This window comes from Neotabrizicola sp. VNH66, from assembly GCF_049445895.1.
Lineage (GTDB): Bacteria > Pseudomonadota > Alphaproteobacteria > Rhodobacterales > Rhodobacteraceae > Pseudogemmobacter.
This window is the reverse complement of sequence record NZ_JBMSDW010000002.1, coordinates 273,146-298,505: the sequence shown is the minus strand read 5'-3', so window position 1 is coordinate 298,505 and position 25,360 is coordinate 273,146. Positions and strand designations below refer to the sequence as shown.

Here is a 25,360-nt window from a genome sequence, read left to right as displayed (position 1 = left end):
GGGCGGCGTAATGCAGACCGAGTTTTCTATCCTGCTGGCAAAGGCTGGCTACACCGTTCCCGAGGCTGCCGCCGCTCTGGGCTACTCGGAGGGCCACATCTACCGCTGGAAGCGAGGCGACGAGACGCCCCGCGAGGGCGTGCTGCGTCTTCTGTCGATGGAGGCAGACCGGCGCAAGGGGCCGGAGGGCAATGCCTTCACGTTTGTCGACCTCTTCGCGGGGATCGGCGGGCTGCGGCGGGCGATGGAGTCGGCGGGCGGGCGCTGCGTCTTCACCTCGGAATGGGACAAGTATGCCCAGCAGACCTATCTGGCGAACTTCCCCGACAACCGGCCGATTGCCGGGGATATCCGGCAGGTCAATGAAGCGGAGATTCCGGCCCATGACGTGCTGGTGGCCGGGTTCCCCTGCCAGCCCTTCTCTATCGCCGGGGTGTCCAAGAAGAATGCGCTGGGCCGCGCCCACGGCTTCGATGACGAAACGCAGGGCACGCTGTTCTTCGACGTGCTGCGGGTTCTGATGCACCACCGCCCGGCGGCCTTCATGCTGGAGAACGTGAAGAACCTGAAAAGCCATGACAAGGGCCGCACCTTCGACGTGATCCGGCGCAAGCTGACCGAGACGCTGGGCTATACGCTGGCCGAACCCCGGATTATCGACGCCGGGCACTTCGTGCCGCAGCACCGGGAGCGGATTGTTCTCGTCGGCTTCCGGGAGCCGACCGGCTTCACCTGGAATGATCTTCAGCTGCCTGCCTATGGTCAGCGCCGTTTGCGCCACATTCTGCACCCTGAGAACGGAACCGAGCGGCCCGAAGGCCATTTCACGACCGGGCCGGATGCGATGGTGAGCGGGAAGTACACCCTGACCGATAAGCTCTGGGCCTATCTGCAAGCCTATGCCGAAAAGCACCGCTCCCAGGGGAACGGCTTCGGCTTTGGACTGGTCAACGGCGACAGCATATCGCGCACGCTTTCAGCCCGCTATTACAAGGACGGCTCCGAGATTCTGGTCAGCCGTGGTGCGGGGCAGAACCCCCGCCGTCTGACCCCCCGCGAATGCGCGCGCCTGATGGGGTATGATGACAGCTTCCGTATCCCCGTGTCGGATACGCAGGCTTACAAGCAGTTCGGCAATTCGGTGGCTGTGCCGGTCTTCGCCGAAGTGGCCCGGATCATGACGCCGCATATTCTGGCGATCACCGGCGCGGAAGCGCTCCGCAAGGTTGGCTGACGTCCACGACACCGAGACGCGCCGCCGGAACATGGCGGCGATCCGGGGCAAAGACACCCGGCCCGAGCTGACCCTGCGCAAGGCGCTGCACGCACGCGGCTACCGCTACCGACTGCATGTCAGCGGCCTGCCGGGGAGGCCTGACCTTGTTCTGCCCCGCTGGCGGGCGGTGATCTTCGTCAATGGCTGCTTCTGGCACGGTCATACCTGCCCGGCCTTCGTCTGGCCGAGATCGCGCGAAGAGTTCTGGCGGGACAAGATCAGCCGCAACATGGCGCGTGACGCATTTAACTTACACAGGCTGAAAGTGACAGGCTGGCGGGTGGCCCTTGTCTGGGAATGCGCGATGAAGGGGAAAGGCAGAGTGCCGCTGCCCGAAGTGATTGACTCCCTTGCTGCATGGCTGTCCTCTGAGGGGGAGTTCCTTTCCGTCGAAGGCCGTTTCCTTGAGCGATCCCCTCCTTCGCCTGCTTGACCTCATGGCCGCGCATGGCGCGACGGCCTTCTACGCCAAGCGGCTGGCCCCCAACGACAATTCCAAGAATCAGGTTTACCTGGGCGGCGGCTTCTCAGCCCTGAACATTATTCCGCACGGCGGGATTGAGGAGGACGACAGCCGGATTGCCGGTTCGGTGCGCGACCGGGCCAAGGCTTCCGTCACGTTCTTCTGGATGACCACCGGGCAACCCGTCAGCGCACCGGGTGCGCAACTCATCCTTTATCCGAAGTACCCGGAAGTCCGCATGTCGGGCTTTCTGCGGGGCGCGGAACATGCTCCTGCCGATCTGATGGCAAGCCGGGCCGATGGCAGGGTGCTGATCCTTGGCATCTGCCCGGACGGAAGGGTTCTCGGTGAAGTCCGGGCCGCTGACGATTCTCTGACCACCAGTCTGGATGCCCGTGCCGCCGACCTGCCGGTGACCGGCGTGTTCATCGACCTTCTGCCGCTGCGGTCAGGCGATACACGCGCTGCCCTGCTGGCGGCCCTGCGCGCCATCCACCTCAAGGGCTGGATACCCTCCTGCAAAATCGGGCGGTCCGGCCTGCCCGAACCCTATTCCGCCCGCAACGGCGGCGGCTACACCCTTGAGGCACAGCTTGGCATCTCGCCGAACGGCTATGCGGAGCCCGACTATCTGGGCTGGGAGATCAAGCAATACGGCGTCGGCGACTTCACCCGCTACATGCCCAAGTCCCCTGTCACCCTCATGACGCCCGAGCCGACCGGCGGCTATTACCGCGAAGCCGGGGTGGAGGCCTTCCTGCGCCGCTACGGCTACCCGGACAAATCCGGCAAGGAGGGCCGCATTAACTTCGGCGGCATCTATGCCGTCGGGCGCGACTTCCATCCCCACACGGGCCTCTCAATGACGCTCACGGGCTTTGACGCGGCCACCGGCAGGATGACCGACATTGACGGCAACATGGCCCTGCTGGACCGCGCTGGCAATGCCGCCGCAACCTGGACCTTCCGCGACCTGATGGCCCACTGGACCCGCAAGCACGCGAAGGCGGCCTATGTGCCCTCCCTCATGCGGACCCCGCCACCGGAATACAGCTACGGCGGCAAGGCGCTTTTGTGCGAGGGTACAGACGTCCTCCTCCTGCTCAGCGCACTGGCGCAGGGCCGCGCCTACTACGACCCCGGTATCAAGCTGGAAGGCGACGGAACCGCCGCCCCGAAGATCAAGCGCCGGAGCCAGTTCAGGATCGGCCATGGTGATCTGCCGGGGGTGTATGCGAAGGCAGGTACTGTTCCCCTTGATGGCGCAGCAACACCCTGAAGATTGCGCCGCTAAGGATGCGAAGGGCGGATTGCCGACTTTCGCTGCGAGTGCAAAAGCACACTGTCTGAGACATGGAAACGGCAATTATGGTTTCAGCCTCTGTGCCCTGCCATGCTGCACGAAGTACGACGTGACCTGCCCCCGTTTACAGGGTCACTCGTAATTCTCGCCTGATGTTACGAAAGCCTAGTCTGAGCCCTAAGTGCAGAATGATACACGATGGGCGACTGTCGATTGCCGAACTCACTACGCTTGCGTCCGCATCATCTCACCGATCAGATCATTTGTCTCTGGTCTCGACGTTTGATGCCGATATCGGAGGGCCAGAACAGTTCTCGATAATTGAAGGCCCTCGATGGGCTTCGACACCAGTCCCATGTCCGCAGGAATAGCAGTGGCCGGCAAGATCAGCGCACCTGACCCTTGCCGAGCAAGTTCAACTAACCAATCCACGCGGTTGGACCGATACGCCGCGTAAAGTTCATGACCATGATCTGCGCAAGTCCCATGCAAAGCGTCCCGCATTTCGCAATTTAGTCGGTCGAGCATGTCAGTTTTTGCGAGAGCCGAAAGAGAAATTGCATCTTGTTCAGACAACGGATGCGACTTTGACATTACGACCTTGTAGTCCTCTTCATAGAGAGGGTCTATGCGATAGAGGTCTTCACTGACCTTCTCTGCGGTGACTACAACGTCGAGTTTGCCGTCTCGCAACCCGGAAAGAAGCTCGGAGGATGATGCAACGATCAATTCGATTTCGGCTTGCGGTAATCGCTTACGCGTACGCTCCATAGCTGCCGAAATCAGGTTGTGGCCAATCGTTTCGCCGACACCGACAGAGATTGGAACCCGCTCCAAACGCATGTGACGGACCGCCTCAGCCTTCGCCTGGCGCGTCTCATCGTAAATCCTCTGCAACCTTGGCAGTATGAGTTTCCCGAGGGCTGTAAGCCTGCATCCTGCACGGTCCCTGACAAAGAGCTCACCTCCAAACTCGTCTTCAAGCTTCTTGATCGCAGTCGTCAAGGAAGGTTGGGAGACATTGGAGGCACTGGCTGCGTGGGTGAAGTTTCGGTGCTCGCAGACAGCGAGAAAATACCTGATCTGGTTCATTTCCATCGCCGCATTCTCCGCCAGATTTCAACGCAGGCCATCAAAGCAACTTCCATAGTCCATGTCTATCAAAAAATAGAACTTCGGAATTGGAGTCCGACCCATCCGCCATGGGACAAGAGTGCATCGAAACCAAACACGACGACCTTCAAGTCAGGGGACGACCATGAACATGAAAATCCTTCCGATATTCGCCGCACTGGCTCTGATCACAACTTCTGCAACTGCACAGGACAATCCAATGGAAAATCATACTGCCAGCTACATCGCCATGCCGGCCGCCGAAGGCCAGACCGGAGCCTTCGCGGAGTTTTTGGCTGGTGCTGCACCTATCGTGCGAGAAACAGAGCCGGGCACTGTACTGTGGTTTGCTCTGCAAGCCGATGATACGCTCGCAATCTTTGACATCTTCGTAGACGAAGACGCACGCGATGCTCACTTTTCAGGAGCGGTTGCTGCGGCTTTGAACCAAAATGCCGACACGTTGGTCAACGGAGGATGGGAAGACGGTGTTGTCGCGAATATCAACAACTCCGATGTCCTGTCGGTAAAGGCGCCGGCTGATCTCTACACGGCAACGACCGCAACGTACATCAAGCTCGAAGCTGCTCCAGGTAAAGGTCCCGAATTGGCAGCTTTGCTGACCGCCGCCGGCCCCATCGTCGCAGATACCGAACCCAAGACATTGTTCTGGGCGGCGCTGCAAATTGACGAGAGCAACTTTGCCATCTTCGACATCTTTGCCGACAACTCTGGCCGCGAAGCGCACTTTGCCGGACAGGTCGCCGGACTCCTGAATGCAAAGGCTTCAGAATTGGTCTCAGGCGGATGGGACGATGGTGTGGTGGCAAACGTCCGCAATTTCGACATCCTCGCTGCCAAGTAATCTTGAGTTGCTTTGAGAAAGAAGTGCCCGGTGCAACCCATCGGGCGCTTCGCTGTTTTCATTGAGATCATGCCAAAGCGGCCGACTAACCGCAGCGAATTCGCATTTTGTCCCACTCTGCCGACGCTCACCCACCGAAAATGCTGCCGCCAAAGCAAATTACCGGTCTTGTGAACCCACATTCCCCAAGTAAATCGCTGATTTTGCTGTCAGGATCTCAATATTTCCGATATAAATCATGGTGTTGATGGCCGTGAGGGGCGCGTTTGATGGGTCACCCAGAGGGTGCGGGTTCGAAGCGGGCAGATCGGGTCGAGTTCGACCGCCGGGTGCATGTGGAGTTCCGAGGTGCGCAGCTCAGTTCCGACGGCGGCCTGCTGGTGATGCGCGAGCTGGATGACGCGCTCGGGCTGTCCGATCTGGCGGCAAAAGCATTGCGCGACACCCGGCGCGGCAAGAACACGGTCCACCGGCTTGACGGGTTGTTCCGGCAATCGGTGTTCGGGCGACTGGCCGGATACGAGGATGTGAACGACGCCGACCGCCTGGCCCTCGATCCGGTGATGCGCCAGGTCGTGGGTGGAAGGGCTGTCGATGCGCAAGCGGCCTCGGCCTCGCAGATGGGACGGTTCGAGACCGAGACACTGGCACAGCCCGAGAACCGTGCCGCGCTGGCCGACCTGAATGGCCAATGGATCGACCGGTTCCATGACCGTAACGGGCTGAAGTACATCGTTCTGGACATGGACAGTTCGGTCAGCCCCACCCATGGCGATCAGGAGGGCGCGGCCTGGAACGGGCATTTCGACTGCACCTGCTATCACCCGAACTTTTTGTTCAACCAGTTCGGCATGCTGGAGCGCTGCGCCTTGCGCCATGGCAACGTCCACAGCGCCGATGGCTGGCGGGACGTTCTCGACCCCGTCATCGCCCGCTACGCGGAGCGCGACCTTTGCGGCCGGTTCTTCCGGGCTGACGCCGCCTACGCGATCCCCGCGATCTATGAGCGGCTGGAAGAAGCCCGATTCTTCTACGCCATCCGGCTGCCTGCGAACAACGTCCTGCGCGAGAAGATCGCGCATCGGCTGACGCGCCCGGTCGGGCGACCTTCGCTGACCAAGGTCAAGCGCTTCTACGAAGACTTCGAGTATCAGGCGGCATCCTGGGACAAGGAACGCCGGGTGATCGCCAAGATCGAATGGCATCCGGGCGAACTGTTCCCGCGTGTCGGCTTCATCGTCACCAACCTGCCGATGGAGCCCGACTGGGTGTTGCGGTTCTATAACCAGCGCGGCACCGCCGAGCAGCACATCAAGGAAGGTAAATATGCCTTCCACTGGACGCGGCTGTCATGCCGGAAGTTCCGCGACAATGAGGTGCGACTGCAACTGCATGCGCTGGCCTACAACCTGGCCATCTTCTTGCGCTGCATCGAGTTGCCCGAGACGATGGCCGACTGGTCGTTGACCAGCCTGCAACTGAAGCTGATCAAGATCGGGGCACGTGTCGTCCGCCATGCCCGCGCCATCACCTTCCAGCTGGCCGAGGTGGCCGTCACCGGTCCGATGGTCCGCGCCATCCTCGCCGCCATCCGCCGATTGCGAGCGCCTCCGCTATGCGCATGACCGCCATCCACGCCCAAACTGAACGAAAACGGCAGGATGGGTCTGTCCGCTGCGCTGAAAAACACCGCCACCAGGGCACAACACGGCGGCTTCGCGGGCCGATCTGCCCTGTCTCAGCGCCTTGCGCGCCCGACGACGCCGCTCGGGACGGAAAATGATTGTCCTGCGGTCGGATTCAGGCGAAACTCACGTCAGACGGCATGCGACTTGGGGAATGTATGCTCAAAGGAGATTCGCATGGAATACAACAGCGGCAATTTCTACGCCTTCGCCCGCCCCCGCAAACCCGCAGGGGTGGATGGCAAGACCGCCTGGTTCGTCGGCTCGGGCCTTGCGGCGCTTTCGGGCGCGGCCTTCCTGATCCGCGACGGCCACATGGCCGGCGAGAGGATCACCATCCTCGAGCGGCTGGCGCTGCCGGGCGGCGCGCTGGACGGCATCGAGGAGCCGGAAAAGGGCTTCGTGATCCGCGGCGGGCGCGAGATGGAGGACCATTTCGAATGCCTCTGGGACCTTTACCGCTCCATCCCCTCGCTGGAGATCGAAGGGGCCAGCGTGCTCGACGAGTTTTTCTGGCTCAACAAGGACGACCCCAACTATTCGCTGCAACGCGCCACCGTGAACCGGGGGCAGGACGCGCAGACCAACGGCCTTTTCACCCTGACCGAGAAGGCCCAGAAAGAGGTCATCAAGGTCTTCTTCGCCACCCGGGAGGAGATGGAGAACAAGCGCATCGACGAGGTCTTCGGCAAGGAATTCCTCGACAGCAACTTCTGGCTCTACTGGCGGACGATGTTCGCCTTCGAGGAGTGGCATTCAGCGCTGGAGATGAAGCTCTACCTGCACCGCTTCATCCACCATATCGGCGGGCTGCCGGATTTCTCGGCGCTGAAATTCACCAAGTACAACCAGTATGAATCGCTGGTCCTGCCGCTGGTGAAATGGCTGCAGGACCACGGCGTCAACTTCCGCTACGGGATCGAGGTGACGGATGTCGATTTCGACATCCAGCCGGGCCGCAAACAGGCGACCCGCATCCACTGGCTGGAGAACGGCAGCGCGGGCGGCGTGGATCTCGGCCCCGACGATCTGGTGTTCATGACCATCGGCTCGCTGACCGAGAACTCGGACAGCGGCGACCATCACACGCCTGCGCGGCTGGACGAAGGCCCCGCCCCGGCCTGGGATCTGTGGCGCCGCATCGCGGCGAAGGATCCGGCTTTCGGGCGGCCCGACGTCTTCGGCGCGCACATCCCCGAAACGAAGTGGGAGTCGGCGACGGTCACCACGCTCGACGCGCGCATCCCTGAATACATCCGCAAGATCGCCAGGCGCGATCCGTTCAGCGGCAGGGTGGTCACCGGCGGCATCGTCACCGCGAAAGATTCGAGCTGGCTGCTGAGCTGGACCGTCAACCGCCAGCCGCATTTCAAGAAACAGCCGAAAGACCAGATCGTTGCCTGGGTCTATTCGCTGTTCGTCGACGTGCCGGGCGACTATGTGAAAAAGCCGATGCAGGACTGCACCGGCGAGGAAATCACGCAGGAATGGCTCTACCACATGGGCGTTCCGGTAGAGGACATTCCCGAACTCGCCGCGACCGGGGCGAAGACCGTGCCGGTGATGATGCCCTACGTGACCTCCTTCTTCATGCCGCGCCAGGCGGGCGACCGGCCCGACGTGGTGCCGGAGGGCGCCGTCAACTTCGCCTTCATCGGCCAGTTCGCCGAATCCAGGCAGCGCGACTGCATCTTCACCACCGAATACTCGGTGCGCACGCCGATGGAGGCGGTCTATACCCTGCTGGACATCGAGCGCGCCGTGCCGGAGGTGTACAACTCGACCTACGACATCCGCAAGCTGCTGGCCGCCACCGGCCGCCTGCGCGACGGCAAGGAACTGGACCTGCCCGGCCCGGCCTTCATCCAGAAGCTGCTGCTGCGCCGGATCGAGGGCACGCAGATCGGCGAATTGCTGAAGGAATTCCATCTGGTTTCCGGCGAGTGAGCAAAGCCGCTCGCCCCCTCGCGCCATGCTGCCGGCACCCTCTCGGCCCCTTGATCGTGGGCACCTCCCGCCGTTTGGAGGCCGGGCGTAGCGCGCCCGCCCTGTGGGCACAAACCCACACAACGGCCCGATTGGGGCCCACGTCGTACACTGGAGGGTGCCCACGCCCCGCCAAAGCCGCCAGAGCCCCATGAATGCCCCCGTCGATGTCTCCTTCTTCCCGCGCGCTGCCAAGCCGCTGACCAGCTACCGGCCGTACTGGGCCAGGCGCTTCGGCACGGCGCCGTTCCTGCCGATGAGCCGCGCGGAAATGGACTTCAATACAAGATCACCGAAGACGGCAAGCAGGCGTGGTCTGCCGCGTCCTGAAAATGCACATCCGGGTAAAACCGGGTGAAGCTGCACCGGAGCGCCGGCCACCTTGCCGAGCGGCTGCAAAGGGCCGAAAGCTTCGTCAGAACTGCCTCGCAGACACTTCGAGCGGGGGCGCCAAAAGGTCCTGCACGCCCCCACGCTCCAGCGTCAGCTGCGCCGCCGGGATGGTGTTCCCTCCGGCCCGCCCCTCGGGAACAGGACCCGCCGCAGCTTCGCAAGTTTCTCATCGTTGAAGTCCAGCCGCCCCGGCCAGGCGCCGAAGTTCCGCGTGAAGGCCGTGTGTTCCCGCTCGACGCGGGCGAGAACTTCTAGCTTCCTGTGCCCCGGCATGTCCGAACGCAGTAGCTTGTAGGCTTCCCGGCGCAGGCGGCGGGCGTGTTCTTCGTGTTTGGCCGCCCATGTCACCTCCAGTTGGCCCCAACGGGGCGTCAGGCGGTATCCAAGGAAGTCGAACGGCTCGTCGGGACGCCGGACCGCAAAGTCATCTCGCACCGTTACAGGCCCGGCCGGGTGCCGGGCAAGCCGGTCCTGAAGGTTCCCGATCATCCAGTGAAGACGGGCTTCACTGGTTGCCGACAGAAAGAAGTTGTCGGCATAGGTCAGTACCCGCCCCTGCCGTGACGCGCCAAGCGCACGCACGACGGGGGTGAGCAGAAGCTCCGCCAGAACGGGCGAGAGCCTCGAACCTTCAGGGAGGCCCAGCCGGGCCTGCTCCCACTCAGCCCCGAGAAGCGCCTGAAAAAGAACCTCGGGCGTCTCGGGATCATCGGGGAGATGGTGCAACACGTCTCTGCGACATGTGCGGGATGGTACAGGTACCAGGCTATGGATGCTGATAACATGTTCCACCACGCTTTCCGGCAGGCGGAGCAACCCCGAAAGGTTCTCCGTGCGGAAACTTTTGAAGCAACGGCGGACATCCAGTTCGGCGTTGTGCCGAGACCCCGCTGCAAAATTCATCTGGACCTTCCTGATCGCCGCGTCGCGCCCGCCGTTCAGAACGGTCTGGGCGTGCGGCAACGCTTCCCGCCAACGAAGCAGGTTCACGATCAGCTGCTGGCGGGCCTGCGCCAGTTCGCCGTAAGCGCAGGTCAGGCGGTACTCGCCTTCCCCTTTGTTGACCGCCTCGATGTATACCGCCTCCCCGCAGGGCCGGGTCACATCAATTTCCAGCGCGAGCTGTGCCGCCGCCGCCGCCTGGGTCTCCTTTGACGGAATACCATAGCGCGCCTTCCGCGCCCGGTCCTTTCGCACCCGGTGCGCTGCGATGTACCGGGCTGCGAGAGAGGCAAAGTATGCGTTCTGGGCGGCGTTCAGGTCATCCTCAGAGCCATCGCGCGCCGCTGCTCTGACCTGCATCCCGAGGTGGTCCTCTTCTGCCCGGAGTTCTACATAGGTCGGGAATTGACAGGTCATGCTTCCCCCCGGGCTTTTTCCGCGTCGCGGATGGCCTGCGTGACATCCTCAGTCCGCCAGCGGGAGATACGGCCGAACTTGAGAGGGCCGGGCAGGGTGCCGTCTGCAACGCGCCGCCAGACGGTAGAACGGGAACAGGCGAGCATGGCGGCAACGTCTGTATCGCGGATCAGTTTCGGGATGGTGGTCTGCATGGGTCTCACCGGCATTTCGTGGATGCCATTGGGATGCCATGCGACTCGCCGCGCCGGTACTGCCGATAATCCCGGCGATAACCCGCAGGTCTGGGCGGTTCCTTAAAGCTCTTTGATGTCGGCGCGAAAGCTGTTGAGCCCGAACAGTTCCTTGGTTTCCGGCAGCAGGGCGCTCCATTCGTGCCGCCAGAAGTTTACCTCGGCCTGATCCTGCCGCGACAACCGTTCCATACCGCCTTTCGGGGGCAGGAAGCGGATATGGTCATCCCTGATAAGGCGGCGGCTGCCATGCGCCCAGGTGTTGACCAGCATGTTGAAGGCGACATCGACTGCATAAGTGATCGTGCGCCGTGCAGGGTTTCCGCACATCGCACGCAGCGCAGGCCGCGACTGAAGCTCTTCTTCCGTCATGTGCCACTGGGTCAGCTTCTCCCGCAGGGAGGTCTGGGGGTCGTCCCGCAGCCACAGCAGGACATTGTTCAGCGTGTGTGCCCGTCGCAGTATCTTGAGCCACTCGTAGGTCTGACCCCACCGCGAGTTGTTACGGCCCGGGGCAGCGTCAGATGCTTTGCGCAGGAGTCGTTCGCGCAGCATGGCCTCCGAGGCGCTGACCAGCCAGTCCGGCGGCGGGCAACCCAGCTTTCCGCAAAGCCTCATCGCGTCCAGCAGGGCAAGCTGATTGCCCGCATCAAAGCGAATCTTCGTCTCTTCCAGTCGCATCCACAGCACCCTGTCCAATCCGGGCGGTGCGGGAACAGGCTGCGCGGGTTGTTTCATGCGGTACCTGAGTAAGCCGCGCAGGGCGGGCAACTGGTCCCGCCAAGGGTCTTGTTCCATGCTTCAGGTGCCCCCGTCGTCTTCGTATAGCGCAGGCATCACTGGACAGACGCCAGTTGCACAACGGCCCCGCTCGTCTTCCCCGTTACAAACTGCGCCCAGCGCGCGAGCAAGGCGGAGCGTTGTTCCAGAAAGTCCGTCCGGCGGTAGGCTTTCACAACATCGCTGCCCGTCGCGTGGGCCAGCATCATCTCCGCCACTTCATGCGGGGCATCTGTTGCTTCTGCGAGCCACACCCGCAGGCTGGTGCGGAAACCATGCGGGCAGGCCTCCATCTCGCGGCGCTCCATCAGTCGGGCCATGGTGGCATCCGAGATCACTCCCTTCCGGACGCTCGGGAACAGGTATCCGTCGCGGGAGAACTTTCGGGCTTCATCAACGACGCCCAACGCCTCCGCCGACAGCGGCACCCGGAAGTCGGGCGTCTTGTCCTTGCGGCCCTTCATCTTCTCCCCGAGAATCGTCCACACCCCGTCTTCAAGCTGGCTTTCGTGCAGGTTGCGTACCGGGCCGGAGCGAACGCCGGTCAGAATGAGGAAGCGGAGCGCCAGATGGGTGATGCTGCCGTCGTCAAGACTGGCGTAGAAGCCCGGAACCTCCTGCCACGGAAGCGCGGGGATGTTTTCCGCCTTGTGACGGGGCTTGCCCAGAAGTGCACGCGCCTTGTCGGGGGCCTGCAAGTCAACTGTCAGGCCCAGCGCTGCGGCATGGCTGAGGCAAATACCGATGCGGTTTATGGCCTTGCGGGCGGTTTCTGACTTGCTGTGCCAGATCGGGGCCAGAGTGTCGCGTATGTCGATCTGGTCAATGTCGGATACCGGCACCTTGCCGAGCTTCGGCAGAACGTGAAGTTCAAGCGGGCTGAACCAGCGCCCGGCTTTTCCGTCCCCCTTCAGTTCCGCCTTGCGGCTTTCAAAAGCATCCTGCGCGATATCCTTGAACAGGTGCAGATTGCGGGCAGCTTCCCGTTTCAGCCGCACGCGGTCCTTGATCGGATCAACATTGTTGCGCGTCTTGGCCCGGGCTTCCTCAGCAGCCCGGCGCGCCTCGGCCAGCGAGACAGCAGGATAGGCCCCGAGCCCCATTTCCCTGCGACGCCCGTGGATCGTCACCCGCAAGACCCACTGCGCCCCGCCGTCGTCACGCTTAATGAACCAAAGCCCGCCTCCGTCCCCATGTTTTCCGGGTGCGGCGGCAGCGATGCCTTTGGCATTTAGCCGGTTCAGTGCGCGCATAGCAGGCTTTTCCATCCACCCTTCTATCCCCCTAACTCTATAGGAAAGCATGACACAAGGCGAGACAAATTCAGACAAGTTTACCCTGTTAAGGCTATGATTTTACTCACACCCGATAGTTCCTGAGCCTGCGGGAAACAGCGTGATAATTCAATTCCCTGCCTCTTCTGGGCACCATTTAGACAAGAAAGCCGCGTCATCCTTACGGGATGCGCGGCTTTTCTTATACCCCCCGACATCCACCTTTCGGCCGTGGCTGGGCTGCTTAGCGCCGCCCCTCAGAGAACCATGCCGGCGCTTTGTCTGAGTAAGCCGAGTCGCTTCCGCGGTGATCAGTTTGGTCCCGGGTTGGCGCCGGGTCAGGGGTCACCTCCTCATCGACAACAAAAGCCTGTCAGCCGAGCTTGCCTCAAACTGGATCAGACGCGAAGGGCAACATCAGCCCCCAAAGTTAGAACCGTCGCCGGCGCGCCGCTCAGCCGATCCCCGGGCGCATCGTGCAATGGCGGGAGGATCCCCGACTCGAGGCCTAGCCCTTTACCCGCCGGTCAGTTCGGCGCGTGCGACTGACAGGCTCTTGGCCATTTCCACCGCCAGAAGCGACGGCTTCTTCGGTGGCATCAGCAGCAGCGTCCGGAACCGGACGGTCGGGCGCATGGGGCGCAGGATCATGCCGCGTTCCAGAAAGCCCGGCGCTGTCAGCGGGTCCACGATGCCGCAGCCAAGGCCCGACAGCACCAGCGCGCAGACCGTGCTGGAATAGGCGGTTTCCACCGCCACGCGGGGGGCCACGCCATGGCTGGCAAAGATCTGCTCGGCCTCATGGCGGGTGGTGTCTTCCGCCGCCAGCGCGACAAAGGGCTGGCCATCCAGATCGGCGGGGAGGATTTCTTCCCGTGAGGACAGCGGATGCCCGGGCGGCAGGGCGATCATCGCGTCGATCTCGGCGAAGGGTGTGGCATCCACCCCGGTCTGAACAATCTCATCCGCCGTCACGGCAAGGTCCAGATGGTTCGCCGCCACCTGATCGCGCAGCACCGACGATCCCGCAACCACCAGTGTCACGCTGACTTCGGGATGGCTGCGGCGAAAGCGGGCAATGGCATAGGGCACGAGGTTGGTGCTGAAGGCCGACAGGCAGCCAAGCCGCACCTCGCCGGTGCCATAGTCGCGGATCCGGGCCGCGGCGCTGCGCAGGCGCGCGATGCCGGCAAAGGAGATTTCCACTTCGCGGTAGAACAGCTGACCCTCGGCGGTCGGGACCAGCCGGCCCTTCTCGCGGTCGAAGATGCGAAAGCCCACGGCACGCTCCAGCGCCATGATCGCCTTGCTGACGGCGGGCTGCGAGATGCGCAGCACCTCTGCCGCGCGGGCGGTGGTGCCCCATGTCATCACTGCATGAAAGGCTTCGATCTGGCGGACATCCAAGGCTATAACCAATCGGAATAGAAATACCCTTTCTCTATATTGGACGGAATGTGCTGTGTCGGTCAACCTGTCACCGAAGCACAGGAGTTCCGTATGCGTGAGGAAACGCGTTCCCTTCGGCAGGTGCCGGTCAGCATCGAGGGCTATGACAGCCTGACGGTGCCGGTTCACCGGGCCTCGACCATCCTATACGCCGACGCCGACAGCTTTGCCCGCCGGTCCGACCGTGGGGCGGATGGCTATGTCTACGGGCTTTATGGCACGCCCACGCACCGGCATCTGGAAGGCCGGATCACCGACATGCAGCGGGGGGTGCGGACGGTGCTTTTGCCCTCGGGGCAGGCGGCCAATGCCTTTGCGATGCTCGCTGTGCTGAAGACGGGCGACCGGGTGCTTTTGCCCGACACCTGCTATGGCCCGACACGGGATTTTTCGCAGACCGACCTGCCCGCGCTTGGCATTACCGCGGAATTCTACGATCCGACCGACCTTGCCGCGCTGGAGCGCCGCGCGGCGGGCGCCCGGCTGATCTGGGCGGAAAGCCCCGGTTCCCTGACGCTGGAGATGCAGGATATTCCGGCCATCGTCGCCATCGCCCGGCGCCATGGCGCGATGACCGGCTGCGACAACACCTGGGCCTCGCCCCTGAACTTCCGCCCGTTGGATCATGGCGTCGATCTGGTGGCCGAGGCGCTGAGCAAGCATTTCGGCGGCCATTCCGATCTGCTGATGGGGTCGGTGACGGTGGCAGAGCCCGATCTGGGCCTGCGGATCAAGGCGCAGATGGGCCGCTATGGCATCGGCGTCTCGCCCGACGATGTGGCGCTGGTGATGCGCGGGATCGAGACGATGGCCGTGCGCATGGCCCGCGCCTCGGCCTCGGCCCTCAGGCTGGCGGGCTGGCTGCAGGAACAGCCGCATGTGACGCGGGTGCTGTATCCGCCGCTTCCCGGCGCAGAGGGGCATGCGATCTGGGCGCGCGACTTCCAAGGCGCGGCGGGGCTGTTTTCGGTCGTTTTCGATGAGGCCGCCGCGCCTCATGTCATGGCCGCGCTGGATGCCTTGCGGGTCATTTCCATCGGGGCCTCCTTCGGTGGCACCCGCAGTCTGGCCGCCCCGTCGGCCGTCGGCCCCCTGCGCAGCGCCACACGCTGGAGCGGCCCCGAATTCGTGCTGCGCCTGTCTGTCGGGCTGGAGGCGCCCGAAGACCTGGAGGACGACCTGACCCGGTTCCTTGCCGCGATCGAGACCTGCATCGCGGCCGGAAAAATCAAGAAAAGCTGATAAAGTCAAAAACCAACAGGAGAGAAGAACAGATGAAACGCCGCAACCTCCTCAAGGGTCTGGCCGCCGCGGGCGCGCTGCCCTTTGCGTCGGCTTTTGCCACAGGTGCCCTTGCCGCCACGGGTGACACGCTGCGCTTTGCCATCGCCAAGCCCGCGGGCGACATGAACCCCCATGCCTACAAGGGCCTCTGGGGCGCGCAGGATCTGATCTATGAACCGCTGGTGAAATATGGCCCGGGCGGAGAGATCCAGCCCTGCCTTGCCGCATCCTGGAACCTGTCCGAAGACGGCAAAACCCTGGCGCTGGAGCTGCAGCAGGGCGTGACATTCCAGGACGGCACGCCGTGGAACGCCGAGGCGATGAAGTGGAACCTCGACCGCTGGATGCCGACCGGCGACCACGATTGGATCAACCATGTCCGCCTGTTCGACCATCTGGAGATCAAGGGCGAGCATTCGGTGGTGATGCATTTCAAGGAAGCCCCGCTGAGCCTGTTCTTCGAACTCAGCTACACCCGGCCGACGCGCTATCTCAGCCCCGCCTCGGTCGCGGCCGACGGCAGCTTTGACAAAGCCATCGGAACCGGCCCGTGGAAGCTGGTCTCCGCCTCGGACAGCCTTTCCGCCTTTGAACGGTATGAAGGTTATTGGGGCACCGCGCCGGGGTTCGACAAGCTGGAACTGGTGGTCCTGCCGGATTCGCGGGGCCGGATGGCGGCGCTGCGGGCTGGCGATATCGACGTGACCGGCGGCGATTTCATGGCGCCCATCACCGCGAACGAGGCAACCACGCTGAAGGATGCGGGCATCGCGGTGGAGGTGCATTCCGGCATCGCCATGCTTTTGGGTTTCAACCCCGACCGCAATCCGGCCCTGGCCGACAAAAGGGTGCGCAAGGCGATCAGTCAGGGCTTTGACCGCGTGGCCATCGCGCAGGTGCTGTATAATGGTCTGGCCCAGCCTGCGGGCAGCATGTTCCCGCCCTCAGTTCCGCTGTCGGGCACGCAATTCGCGCCCGATGCGCATGACCCGGATGGCGCCCGCGCCCTTCTGGACGCGGCGGGCTGGACCGGCGACGGCACGCGCAGCAAGGATGGCGCCGCGCTGCGGGTGGAATTCGTCGTGTCGAACGACCAGATCGCCGGATCGCGCAGCATGGCCGAGGTGATGCAGGCGCAGCTGGCCGAAATCGGTGTCGAACTGACCATCCGCTCGGTCGACCACGCCTCGCGTCACAGCGACATTCCGGCGCGCAACTATGACATGGCGCTGTTCCTGACCTTCGGCGCGCCTTACGAGCCCTTCGGCACGATGATGGGTTACCTCTACTCGCCCTATGACAATGGCGTGGACGGCAAGATGGTGATCGACGCCGCGACCCTTGACCCGATGATGGAGGCTGCCACCGCTGCCAGCGCGGCCACCGTGCAAGAGAAGGTGCAGGCGGTCTATGACTGGATCCACGCCGAAACCGCGCTGGCGCCGATGCTTTATACGCCGTCGATCTGGGCGCATGGGCCGCGCGTCGAGGGGTTCGCCGCCCCTGCCACCGAATATGACACGCCCTATGAAGGGCTGAGCGTCAAGGCGGGCTAGGGTCATGCTGGCCTATATCACCGGCCGCTTCCGCAACGCGGCCATCCTCCTCGTGCTGGCCTCGATGCTGTGTTTCGGCCTCGTCGTCTCGGCACCGGGCAATGTGGCGGTGCTGATCGCCGAATTGCGGACACCGGGTGCCACTTTCGCCCAGATCGCCGCGATTGAAGAGGAGCTGGGTCTGAACGACCCGCTCCCCACCCGCTACTGGAACTGGCTTTCGGGGGTGCCGGAGGGGGATTTCGGCATCTCCTACAAGACCGGCGAAGAGGTGGGCGCTGCCATGGCACGCCGCCTGTCGGTCACGGCCACGCTTCTGGGCGGGGCCGCGGTCTTCGCCTGTCTCTTCAGTCTGATCATGGGGTTCCTTGGCGCTTTGCGTCCGCATGGAATTGTGGACGGGCTGACGCGGGCGGGGGCGCTGATCGGCGCCTCGACCCCGCAGTTCTTTCTGGGTGCGATGCTGATCTACGGCTTCGCGCTGAAGCTGGGCTGGTTTCCGACCTTCGGCGACAATCTGGGCCTGCGCAGTTACATCCTGCCGTGGATCACCCTTGGCATGCTGCCGGGCTGCGTCCTCAGCCGGCTAGTGCGGGTGGGGCTTGAGGAAGAGATGACCCGTCCCTTCGCGCTGACCGCACGCGCCAAGGGGCTGCGGCGCACCGCGATCCTGTTCCGCGATGCCCTGCCGAACATCGCGCCCGCCTGGCTGACGGCACTTGGCGCGCAATGCACCGCCATGACGGTGGGCAGCGTGGTGGTCGAACCCCTGTTCGCTTGGCAGGGGGTGGGCGCCATGTTCCTGCAGGGCGTGCAGTTCCGCGACTTCATGGTCGTGCAGGCTGGCCTGCTGATCTTCATCTCGTTCTTCATCCTGCTGAATCTGGCCGTGGACATCGCCGTGATGATGCTTGACCCGAAACTTCGCCGGCAGGGGGGCCGCTGATGAGTGTTTTGCTGAAACTCCGCCTGGCCCTTGCGGGATTTCCCCGGCTGGCTTTGTGGATCGTGGCGGGGTTCCTGTTCCTTGGTCTGTTCGGGCCTTGGCTGGTGCCGCATGATCCCCTGAAGCAGAACCTGCTGGCGGCCGGGCAAGGCCCGGGGCTGACGCATTGGCTGGGCACCGACCATCTGGGGCGCGACACGTTTTCCCGGCTGATTGCGGCGGCCAATACCTCGCTGGTGGGGATCACGCTGGTTCTGGGCATTGCGCTGGTCATCGGCATCGGGCTTGGCACGCTGGCGGGCTACCGCCGGGGCTGGACCGAAGAGGCCATCATGCGCGTCACCGACGTGGGCCTTGCCATGCCGTCGCTGATCATCGCGCTGGCCATGATCGGCATCTTCGGCACCGGCTACTGGAACATGGTCATCGCGCTGGCGCTGGCATGGTGGCCCAGCTTCTGCCGGGTCAGCCGCGGCGTGGCCGTGGGGGTGATGAACAAGCCCCATATCGAGGCGCTGCGCGTTATGGGGGCCAGTCCGGCGCGGATCTTCTTCCGCCATCTGCTGCCCTCGACCACCGGGTCGGTCCTTGTCTATGCCACGGCCGATGCGGGCGGGCTGGCGCTGTCGATTGCCACATTGTCCTTCCTTGGGCTGGGCATCCAGCCGCCGACCCCGGAATGGGGCCAGATGCTGGTCGACAGCCTGCCCTATCTTGAGGGAGACCCGCGGCAGGTGATCCTGCCGGGCCTTGCGCTGACGCTTGTTGTCGTCGCGTTCAACTTCCTGGGTGAATCCATCGCGCTGAACCGGGTGCCGCGCCCGCTTGGCCGCCGCCTTCTGGCCCGCCGCCGGGCGGAGGCTGCCGCCTGGGACACGCCGCCCACGGGCCTTGTGACCGGAGAGAACGCATGACCGCCCTCTATGACATCCGCGATCTGACCGTGGACCTTTACACCCGCAGCGCCGCCGTGCGCGTCGTCGATGGCGTTAACCTGTCGGTCGCGGCCGGGGAATGCCTTGCCATCGTCGGCGAAAGCGGCAGCGGCAAGACGGTGATGAGCTTTGCTCCCATCGGCCTGATGCCCGAAGGCGTCTCGGTCGGGCTGACGGGCGGGGTGCGGCTGGCCGGGGCTGACCTGCTCGCCGGGGGCGAGGCCGCGCTGGCCCGGCTGCGGGGACGCGAAGTGGCGGTGATCTTTCAGGATCCGATGACCGCGCTGAACCCCGCCCGCCGCATCGGCCGCCAGATTGCCGAGGTCTGCACCCTGCACCTCGGCCTGAAAGGTGCCGCTGCCGAGGCCCGCGCGCTGGAGCTGATGCGGCTGGTCGGCATTTCCGATCCCGAGGCGCGGATGCGGCAATATCCGCACGAACTGTCCGGCGGGTTGTGCCAGCGCGTGGTGATCGCCATGGCCATCGCCGCCGAGCCGAAGCTCCTGATTGCGGATGAGCCGACGACCGCCTTGGATGTGACCGTGCAGGCGCAGATCCTTGACCTGCTGCGCGACCTGCGCGCGCGGATGGGCATGGCGATGATCCTCATCACCCATGACATCGGCGTGGTGGCCAATGCGGCCGACCGCGTGGCGGTGATGTATGCCGGCCGGCTGGCCGAAGTGGGGCCGGTGGATCAGGTGCTGCGACAGCCCACCCACCCCTATACCCGCGCGCTGATCGACGCGATCCCCCGGCCGGAGGATCCGGTGGGCAGCCCGTTCCGCGGCCTGCCCGGCATGCCGCCGCAGCTGGCCGGGCCGATCCGTGGCTGCGCTTTCGCCCCGCGCTGCCCGCGCGCCACCCCCGGCTGCACCGCGCTGCGTCCGCCGATGCGCGGCATTGCGGGTGGCGCGGGCTGGCAGGCGGCGTGCCACCACCTGACGACTGCCACCGTTCCGAAGGGAGCCGCTGCATGACCCCGCCCGTTCTGGAAGTCCGCAACCTTGTCACCCACTTCCGCAGCGTCGAACGCGGCAAGACCATCAAGGCCGTCGATGGCGTCAGCCTGCATCTGAACGCGGGCGAGATCGTGGGGCTGATCGGCGAATCCGGCTGCGGCAAATCCACCCTCAGCCGGTCCATCGTCGGGCTGGCCACGCCGAATGCGGGGCAGATCATCCTGGACGGCACCGACCTTTCCACCCTGAAGGGCGGCGCGCTCCGCAAGGCGCGGTCGGCCATCCAATATGTGTTCCAGGACCCCTATTCCTCGCTGAACAATCGCCAGACCATCGGCGAGGCGCTGGAAGAGGCGCTGGTGATCGCGGGCCTGCCCGCGGCGCGCCGGTCGGCCCGGATTGCCGAACTGCTGGACCATGTAGGCCTGCCCGCCGCGATTGCCCCCCGCTATGGGCGCGAGCTTTCGGGCGGCCAGCGGCAGCGGGTCGCCATCGCGCGGGCGCTGGCGATGAACCCGCGCGTCCTGATCGCGGATGAGCCGGTCAGCGCATTGGACCTGTCGGTGCGGGCGCAGGTGATGAACCTGTTCTTCGACCTCAGCCGTGATCTGGGGGTGGCCTGCCTTCTGGTCGCGCATGACCTTGCGCTGGTGCGGCAGGCGGCCAGCCGGAATTATGTGATGTATCTGGGCAAGATCGTGGAAGAGGGCACCTCGGCCCAGCTTTATGGTGATCCCCGGCATCCCTATTCGCGGGCGCTTCTCGCCTCGGCCCCCAGCCCCGATCCGGTGGCCGAACGGGCGCGGCCCCGGGTGCCGCTGACCGGCGAGATTCCCAGCCCGACGAACCCGCCTTCGGGCTGCCGCTTCCGCACCCGCTGCCCGGTGGTGCAAGAGGCCTGCGCGGCCATCCTGCCGCCGCCGGTCGAGGTGGCGCCCGGCCATCGCGCGGCCTGCCTGTTCGTGAGCGCGGGATGACGGATCCCTGCGGCCTGACGATCGCGGAGCTCTCGGTTCTGATCCGCGGGGGGGACCTGTCCCCGCCTGTGCTGCTGGAGGCCTGCCTTGAGCGGATCGCGACGCTGGACCCCCGGCTGCATGCGGTGAACAGCCTGCGCGCCGAGGCCGCCTTGCAGGAGGCGCGGGCCGCGGCAGAGGAGATTGCGCGGGGCGGATGGCGCGGCCCGCTGCATGGCATCCCCATCGGCATCAAGGACCTGATCGACGTTGCAGGCCTGCCCACCACGGCCCAGGCGGCGCATCGTCGCGACCATCTGGCGACAGAGGACGCCGCCGTGGTTCACCGGCTGAAGGCGGCCGGGGCGATCATTCTGGGCAAGCTTGCCACGCACGAATATGCAGTTGGCAACAACGGCGACGGCGGCTTTCCGGTGGTCTGCAACCCTTGGGACCTGACCCGCGATCCCTGCGGTTCGTCCTCAGGCTCTGCCGTGGCGGTTGCGGCAGGGCTTTGCCCCGGTGCGCTTGGCACAGATACGGCGGGTTCCATCCGCGATCCGGCGGCATGGTGCGGCGTGACCGGGCTGAAACCCACCGATGGTCTGATCGACACCGCGGGCCTTCTGCCGCTGTCCCGCAGCATGGATTGCATCGGCCCGATGGCCCGGACGGCGCGGGACTGCGCGCTGATGCTGGAGGCCATGGGGGGGCCGCCCGTCACTGCGGACCTTCCCGATCTGACGGGCATCCGCATCGGCCTGCCCCGGGCGGTCTGGCAGGATCACCCTGCACTGGACCCCCATGTCGCGGCGGTGACCGAAGCGGCCATCGCCCGGTTCCGCGATCTCGGCGCGGTGCTGGAGGATGTGTGGCTGAGTGACTTCAGCGAAATGGGCCGGATTGCGCGCAATATCTCATGGCCCGAAGAAACGGCGGAACACGGGGCAGAGCTGGATGGCTTCCCGGACAGATTTTCACGAAATGCCCGGGCAAGATTGGCCGATGGCCGTGCCATCCCCGCTCCTGAATACATCACCGCACTACGCCGCAGAGCGCAGATGCAGGCGGCGCTGCAGCATGTGATGGCCGGGTTCGATTGCCTGTTCCTGCCCACGATGCTGACCGCGGCTCAGCCGCTTGGCTATGAAACCGGGCCGATGGGTGATGTGGACCTGTCGCTCGCCCGTCCTTTCAACCTGACCGGCAGCCCGGCCCTGTCGTTCTGCACCGGCAGGACGCCGGAAGGCCTGCCGGTTGGAGGCCAGCTTGTCGGCCACAGACAGCAGGACGCCAGCCTTCTGACGGTTGCGGGGGTGATTGAACGTCACATCTAGAGGACTGAAAAGCCGCCGTTTTTGCGGATCGGGCGTTCTTTGGAGGTGGTTGCCAAGATCCGGAGGGCAGGGGCCATCAGGGACGCAGATGCGGTTGACCCGAAACACCCGGACCGTTTCCACAGAAACGCGGATCACCAGCGCTATTTTCGGGATCACTCTGCAGGAAGGCCTGTGGCGGAGGATGATCCGTCACAGACCCGTTTCGCAGTCGGCAGGCCGGTCAGCAGGGCTACGATCTGGGGCCCGGCTGCCGGGTGTTAATGCCCGCCCCTAGTAGACTGTCAGGGCGGGGACATATGTCACCATGAGCAGCACCACCATCGCCATCGCAAAGAAGGGCCAGAGTTCCCGGGTCGTTTCGGCCAGACTGGCCCGCGCGATCGAGGAGGAGATGAAAAGCGTGGTGCCGATCGGCGGGGTATAAAGCCCGATACCGAGGTTGATCACCATGATCAGGCCAAGCTGCACCGGGTCCAGTCCGATGGAGGCGGCCAGCGGCACGAAGATCGGACCCAGCAGAAGGATGGCCGGGGGCAGGTCCAGCGGCATACCGACGATCAGCATCAGGATGTTCAGCACGATCAGGATGACGATCTTGTTGTCGAACGTCTCGACCACCCAGTTCGCAAACATCACCGGCACCTGATCGAAGGTCAGCAGCCAGCCGATCACCGCACTGCCCATGATCACCAGCATCACCACGCCGGTCGCAACGCCCGCGCCCACCATCGCATCGTAGAAGCGGCGCCAGCTCAGGTCACGGTAAAGCGTCAGGCTCAGGATGAGCGAGTAGATGACGGACAGGACAGCCATTTCCGTGGGTGTGGCAAAGCCCATGCGCAGGCCGATGATGATCAGCACCGGCAGCGCGATGGCCGGACTGGAGCGCATCATCAGCCGCAGGAATGCCTTGCGGTCGGTTTTTTCGGTGGAAACCGGATAGCCGCGTTTGCGGGCGATGGCCCAGCAGACGAAGATGAAGCCTGCCGCCATGACCAGCCCCGGCAGGATGCCTGCCACGAACAGATCGGCCACGCTGACGCCGCTGACCAGCGCATAAAGGATCATCGGAATGGAGGGCGGGATCAGGATGTCGATCACGGCCGAGGTCGCATTGTTCGCTGCGCAAAGCCCGCCCGGATAGCCGCGCTTTTTCTGCCACGGGATCAGGATCGAGCCGAGGGCAGAGGCATTGGCCACGGCGCTGCCCGACACGCCGCCGAAGGCGACCGAGGCCACAACCGTGGTCGAAAGCTCACCGCCGCGAAAGCGCTTCATCCCTGCGGCGGCGAAGTCCAGCAGCTCCTGCCCAAGGCGCCCGCCCATCATCAGCGTACCCGCCAGCATGAAGAACGGCAGGGCCAGCATCGGGAAGGATTGGGTCTGGTCGAACATCTGCTGCCCGACGACCATCAGCGGCACGATGCCTTCGTAAAGGATTGCAACGCCCCCGGCGATGACGAGGGCATGGCCCACGGGCACGGCAAGGATCATCAGAACGACGAAGGTCAGAACGAGGATCAGGGTCATGTCAGATCTCCTCGAAACGGGTGTGATAGGCGGCTTCGGTGCCGCGCACGGCGGTGCGCAGGCAGGAGCAGATGGTGACAATGGCGGTCAGGCCGAAGCCCGCGGCCATTGCCCAGTGCCCGTGCGCCCCGGATAGACCCAGAACGGGGCTGCGCTCGATGCTGGCAATCTCAGCCAGACGCAAAGCCTCACGCGTCAGGACGGCATAGGCCACGATCACGATGGCATTCGAGGCGATGAACAGGTTGCGGCGTCCGCGGGGGCCAAGCTTTCCGGGCAGCCATTCGACGGACATATGCCCGCCCGCCTGCGCTGCCAGCACGATACCGGCGACGATGAACCACGGGAACAGCCGCTCGGGCAGTTCCTGCACAGCGGCCAGCCCGCCGGAGACAAGGACATAACGTCCCACGACCCCGATGGTCAGCACGATGGTGAGGGCGGCCCCCGTCAGCAGCACGGCCGTCCGGCACAGGACGGCAACAAGATGATCGACCCGGTCGGTCAGCGTGACCAGCCAATGCGGTTTTTCGACCAGAGGCGCATTCAGTTCGGTGCCGAAAGGCGGCGCGTGATGATGTTCGGGGGCCATGGGAAATCCTCAGTTCGGCTGTGCTGCGGCCAGCAGATCGGTGACGAAGGCGCCGATCGGGCCGGACTTCCACTTTTCGATCACGGGCTGGGTTGCCGCGCGAAAGGCCTCGGTCTCGACGGTGTTCACCGCGATGGCGGGGTTCGCTTCAAACTCGGCCAGAACCTTTGCATCCGATTCCGCGAAAAGCTTGCGCTGAAGATCGCCCGCATCCTTTGCCGCGGTGCGGATGATCTCCAGCTGTTCGGGCGTCAGTTGTGCGGCGGTCATCGCCGACATCAGGAAGGGCGCGGATTGCCAGTCATGCCCGGTCAGCGACACGAAGCCGTTCACTTCGTAAAGCTTGTTGCTGGAGATATTGGCCAGCGGGTTCTCCTGCCCGTCCACCACGCCCTGTTGCAGCGCGATATAAAGTTCGCCAAAGGCGATCTGCTGGGTCGAGGCGCCGAAGGATTCGAAGATGTCCACCAGCATCGGGTCAGCCGGGGTGCGGATCTTCATGCCGGCCAGATCGGCAGGGGTGGTGATCGGTTTTTTCGAATTGGTGGTGTGACGCATCCCGTTATCCCACCAATCCAGCACCTCGATCCCGAGAGCCGAGAACTTTTCGGACAGCTGGTCGCCAATCGGGCCATCAAGCACTTTGAAGGCTGCGGCGGAGTCTTCGAAGACATAGGGAAGGCCAAGGGCGGCCATCTCGGGCACAAGGCCGGACGAGGCGCCCTGGCTGTTCACCGTGAAGTTCAGCGCGCCGGTGCGCAGGCTGGTCAGCATCGACGTATCGCCGCCCAGCTGTTCGGCCCCGATGACCTTGATGGTCATTTCGCCGTTCGACCGTTCATGCACCAGACGGGCGAATTCGTCGGCCCCAAGGGTGCGCGGATTGCCCGGCGCCCCGCCGTGGCCCAGCGTCAGCGTGATTTCGGCCAGCGCAGGCCCGGTCAGGCCCAGCGTCAGTGAAAATGCCAGCGCGATGCCGGTGGTAAAACGGAATGCGGAATGGGTCATGGTATCCTCCTCATGGCCTTTTGTGATGATCGCCGGCGGTCTCCATCCGGGGGGCCATACCCGGCCCGCGCG

23 protein-coding genes are annotated in these 25,360 nt (G+C 64.2%); 14 read left to right on the top strand and 9 right to left on the bottom strand.

What is annotated here, in order from left to right:
• Positions 1–10 precede the first annotated feature (10 nt).
• From dcm to ACO2Q5_RS03955, 3 genes are read left to right on the top strand one after another with little or no spacing between them, the layout of a single operon-like run.
• Positions 11–1,234, top strand: a complete 1,224-nt coding sequence (gene dcm, locus ACO2Q5_RS03965; RefSeq protein WP_423288304.1) for a DNA (cytosine-5-)-methyltransferase — start codon at positions 11–13, stop codon at positions 1,232–1,234.
• The gene (locus ACO2Q5_RS03960) at positions 1,227–1,709 is read left to right on the top strand and encodes a very short patch repair endonuclease (protein ID WP_423288303.1); all 483 of its coding nucleotides are present in this window, start codon (positions 1,227–1,229) and stop codon (positions 1,707–1,709) included. Before dcm ends, ACO2Q5_RS03960 begins: the two co-directional genes overlap by 8 nt.
• A gap of 4 nt (positions 1,710–1,713) precedes the next feature.
• Positions 1,714–3,018: an MvaI/BcnI family restriction endonuclease gene (locus tag ACO2Q5_RS03955; RefSeq protein WP_423288302.1), complete on the top strand. Its 1,305-nt coding sequence runs from the start codon at positions 1,714–1,716 to the stop codon at positions 3,016–3,018.
• A gap of 249 nt (positions 3,019–3,267) precedes the next feature.
• Here the strand turns inward: ACO2Q5_RS03955 and ACO2Q5_RS03950 are convergent, their stop codons facing one another.
• The gene (locus ACO2Q5_RS03950) at positions 3,268–4,140 is read right to left on the bottom strand and encodes a LysR family transcriptional regulator (protein ID WP_423288301.1); all 873 of its coding nucleotides are present in this window, start codon (positions 4,138–4,140) and stop codon (positions 3,268–3,270) included.
• Between the two features lie 160 nt (positions 4,141–4,300).
• Here ACO2Q5_RS03950 and ACO2Q5_RS03945 point away from each other — a divergent pair, with 160 nt between their 5' ends.
• The 4 genes from ACO2Q5_RS03945 to ACO2Q5_RS03930 all read left to right on the top strand — a co-directional run bounded on the left by ACO2Q5_RS03945 (position 4,301) and on the right by ACO2Q5_RS03930 (position 9,049).
• Positions 4,301–5,020, top strand: a complete 720-nt coding sequence (locus ACO2Q5_RS03945; protein ID WP_423288300.1) for a hypothetical protein — start codon at positions 4,301–4,303, stop codon at positions 5,018–5,020.
• 269 nt (positions 5,021–5,289) lie between these two features.
• Positions 5,290–6,645 (top strand): IS1380-like element ISKpn23 family transposase, encoded by a 1,356-nt coding sequence (locus ACO2Q5_RS03940; protein ID WP_423288299.1) that lies wholly within the window; start codon positions 5,290–5,292, stop codon positions 6,643–6,645.
• 237 nt (positions 6,646–6,882) lie between these two features.
• Positions 6,883–8,652 (top strand): oleate hydratase, encoded by a 1,770-nt coding sequence (locus ACO2Q5_RS03935; RefSeq protein ID WP_003168742.1) that lies wholly within the window; start codon positions 6,883–6,885, stop codon positions 8,650–8,652.
• Between the two features lie 190 nt (positions 8,653–8,842).
• Positions 8,843–9,049, top strand: coding sequence for a hypothetical protein (locus ACO2Q5_RS03930; RefSeq protein ID WP_082166383.1), 207 nt, complete (start codon positions 8,843–8,845; stop codon positions 9,047–9,049).
• A gap of 125 nt (positions 9,050–9,174) precedes the next feature.
• Here ACO2Q5_RS03930 and ACO2Q5_RS03925 read toward each other — a convergent pair whose 3' ends face one another.
• The 5 genes from ACO2Q5_RS03925 to ACO2Q5_RS03905 form a co-directional block, all read right to left on the bottom strand.
• On the bottom strand, positions 9,175–10,443 hold the full coding sequence (locus ACO2Q5_RS03925; RefSeq protein ID WP_423288298.1) for a reverse transcriptase domain-containing protein: 1,269 nt from the start codon (positions 10,441–10,443) through the stop codon (positions 9,175–9,177).
• On the bottom strand, positions 10,440–10,637 hold the full coding sequence (locus tag ACO2Q5_RS03920) for a helix-turn-helix transcriptional regulator (protein ID WP_423288297.1): 198 nt from the start codon (positions 10,635–10,637) through the stop codon (positions 10,440–10,442). The genes ACO2Q5_RS03925 and ACO2Q5_RS03920 overlap by 4 nt, the downstream gene beginning before the upstream one ends.
• A gap of 102 nt (positions 10,638–10,739) precedes the next feature.
• Positions 10,740–11,357 carry a hypothetical protein gene (locus ACO2Q5_RS03915; protein ID WP_423288296.1) on the bottom strand — a complete coding sequence of 206 codons (618 nt, stop codon included), beginning with the start codon at positions 11,355–11,357 and terminating at the stop codon, positions 10,740–10,742.
• Positions 11,358–11,512: 155 nt separating this feature from the next.
• The gene (locus ACO2Q5_RS03910) at positions 11,513–12,724 is read right to left on the bottom strand and encodes a tyrosine-type recombinase/integrase (RefSeq protein ID WP_423288295.1); all 1,212 of its coding nucleotides are present in this window, start codon (positions 12,722–12,724) and stop codon (positions 11,513–11,515) included.
• A 522-nt stretch (positions 12,725–13,246) separates the two neighbouring features.
• On the bottom strand, positions 13,247–14,137 hold the full coding sequence (locus ACO2Q5_RS03905; protein ID WP_423288294.1) for a LysR substrate-binding domain-containing protein: 891 nt from the start codon (positions 14,135–14,137) through the stop codon (positions 13,247–13,249).
• Positions 14,138–14,230: 93 nt separating this feature from the next.
• On the opposite strand from ACO2Q5_RS03905, the gene ACO2Q5_RS03900 reads away from it, so the two are divergent.
• The 7 genes from ACO2Q5_RS03900 to ACO2Q5_RS03870 are packed head-to-tail and all read left to right on the top strand — an operon-like array spanning position 14,231 to position 22,155.
• On the top strand, positions 14,231–15,421 hold the full coding sequence (locus ACO2Q5_RS03900) for a trans-sulfuration enzyme family protein (protein WP_423288293.1): 1,191 nt from the start codon (positions 14,231–14,233) through the stop codon (positions 15,419–15,421).
• Between the two features lie 32 nt (positions 15,422–15,453).
• On the top strand, positions 15,454–17,019 hold the full coding sequence (locus ACO2Q5_RS03895; RefSeq protein ID WP_423288292.1) for an ABC transporter substrate-binding protein: 1,566 nt from the start codon (positions 15,454–15,456) through the stop codon (positions 17,017–17,019).
• 4 nt (positions 17,020–17,023) lie between these two features.
• Positions 17,024–17,965 (top strand): ABC transporter permease, encoded by a 942-nt coding sequence (locus ACO2Q5_RS03890; protein ID WP_423288291.1) that lies wholly within the window; start codon positions 17,024–17,026, stop codon positions 17,963–17,965.
• Positions 17,965–18,879 (top strand): ABC transporter permease, encoded by a 915-nt coding sequence (locus ACO2Q5_RS03885; protein ID WP_423288290.1) that lies wholly within the window; start codon positions 17,965–17,967, stop codon positions 18,877–18,879. The genes ACO2Q5_RS03890 and ACO2Q5_RS03885 overlap by 1 nt, the downstream gene beginning before the upstream one ends.
• The gene (locus ACO2Q5_RS03880; protein ID WP_423288289.1) at positions 18,876–19,880 is read left to right on the top strand and encodes an ABC transporter ATP-binding protein; all 1,005 of its coding nucleotides are present in this window, start codon (positions 18,876–18,878) and stop codon (positions 19,878–19,880) included. The genes ACO2Q5_RS03885 and ACO2Q5_RS03880 overlap by 4 nt, the downstream gene beginning before the upstream one ends.
• Entirely contained in the window at positions 19,877–20,839 is a 963-nt protein-coding gene (locus tag ACO2Q5_RS03875) for an ABC transporter ATP-binding protein (protein ID WP_423288288.1), read from the top strand. Before ACO2Q5_RS03880 ends, ACO2Q5_RS03875 begins: the two co-directional genes overlap by 4 nt.
• Positions 20,836–22,155 (top strand): amidase, encoded by a 1,320-nt coding sequence (locus ACO2Q5_RS03870; RefSeq protein WP_423288287.1) that lies wholly within the window; start codon positions 20,836–20,838, stop codon positions 22,153–22,155. Before ACO2Q5_RS03875 ends, ACO2Q5_RS03870 begins: the two co-directional genes overlap by 4 nt.
• A gap of 273 nt (positions 22,156–22,428) precedes the next feature.
• Here the strand turns inward: ACO2Q5_RS03870 and ACO2Q5_RS03865 are convergent, their stop codons facing one another.
• From ACO2Q5_RS03865 to ACO2Q5_RS03855, 3 genes are read right to left on the bottom strand one after another with little or no spacing between them, the layout of a single operon-like run.
• Positions 22,429–23,688, bottom strand: coding sequence for a TRAP transporter large permease (locus ACO2Q5_RS03865; protein ID WP_423288286.1), 1,260 nt, complete (start codon positions 23,686–23,688; stop codon positions 22,429–22,431).
• A gap of 1 nt (position 23,689) precedes the next feature.
• Positions 23,690–24,280: a TRAP transporter small permease gene (locus tag ACO2Q5_RS03860; protein ID WP_423288285.1), complete on the bottom strand. Its 591-nt coding sequence runs from the start codon at positions 24,278–24,280 to the stop codon at positions 23,690–23,692.
• A 9-nt stretch (positions 24,281–24,289) separates the two neighbouring features.
• The gene (locus ACO2Q5_RS03855; protein ID WP_423288284.1) at positions 24,290–25,288 is read right to left on the bottom strand and encodes a TRAP transporter substrate-binding protein; all 999 of its coding nucleotides are present in this window, start codon (positions 25,286–25,288) and stop codon (positions 24,290–24,292) included.
• Between the last annotated feature and the right edge of the window lie 72 nt (positions 25,289–25,360).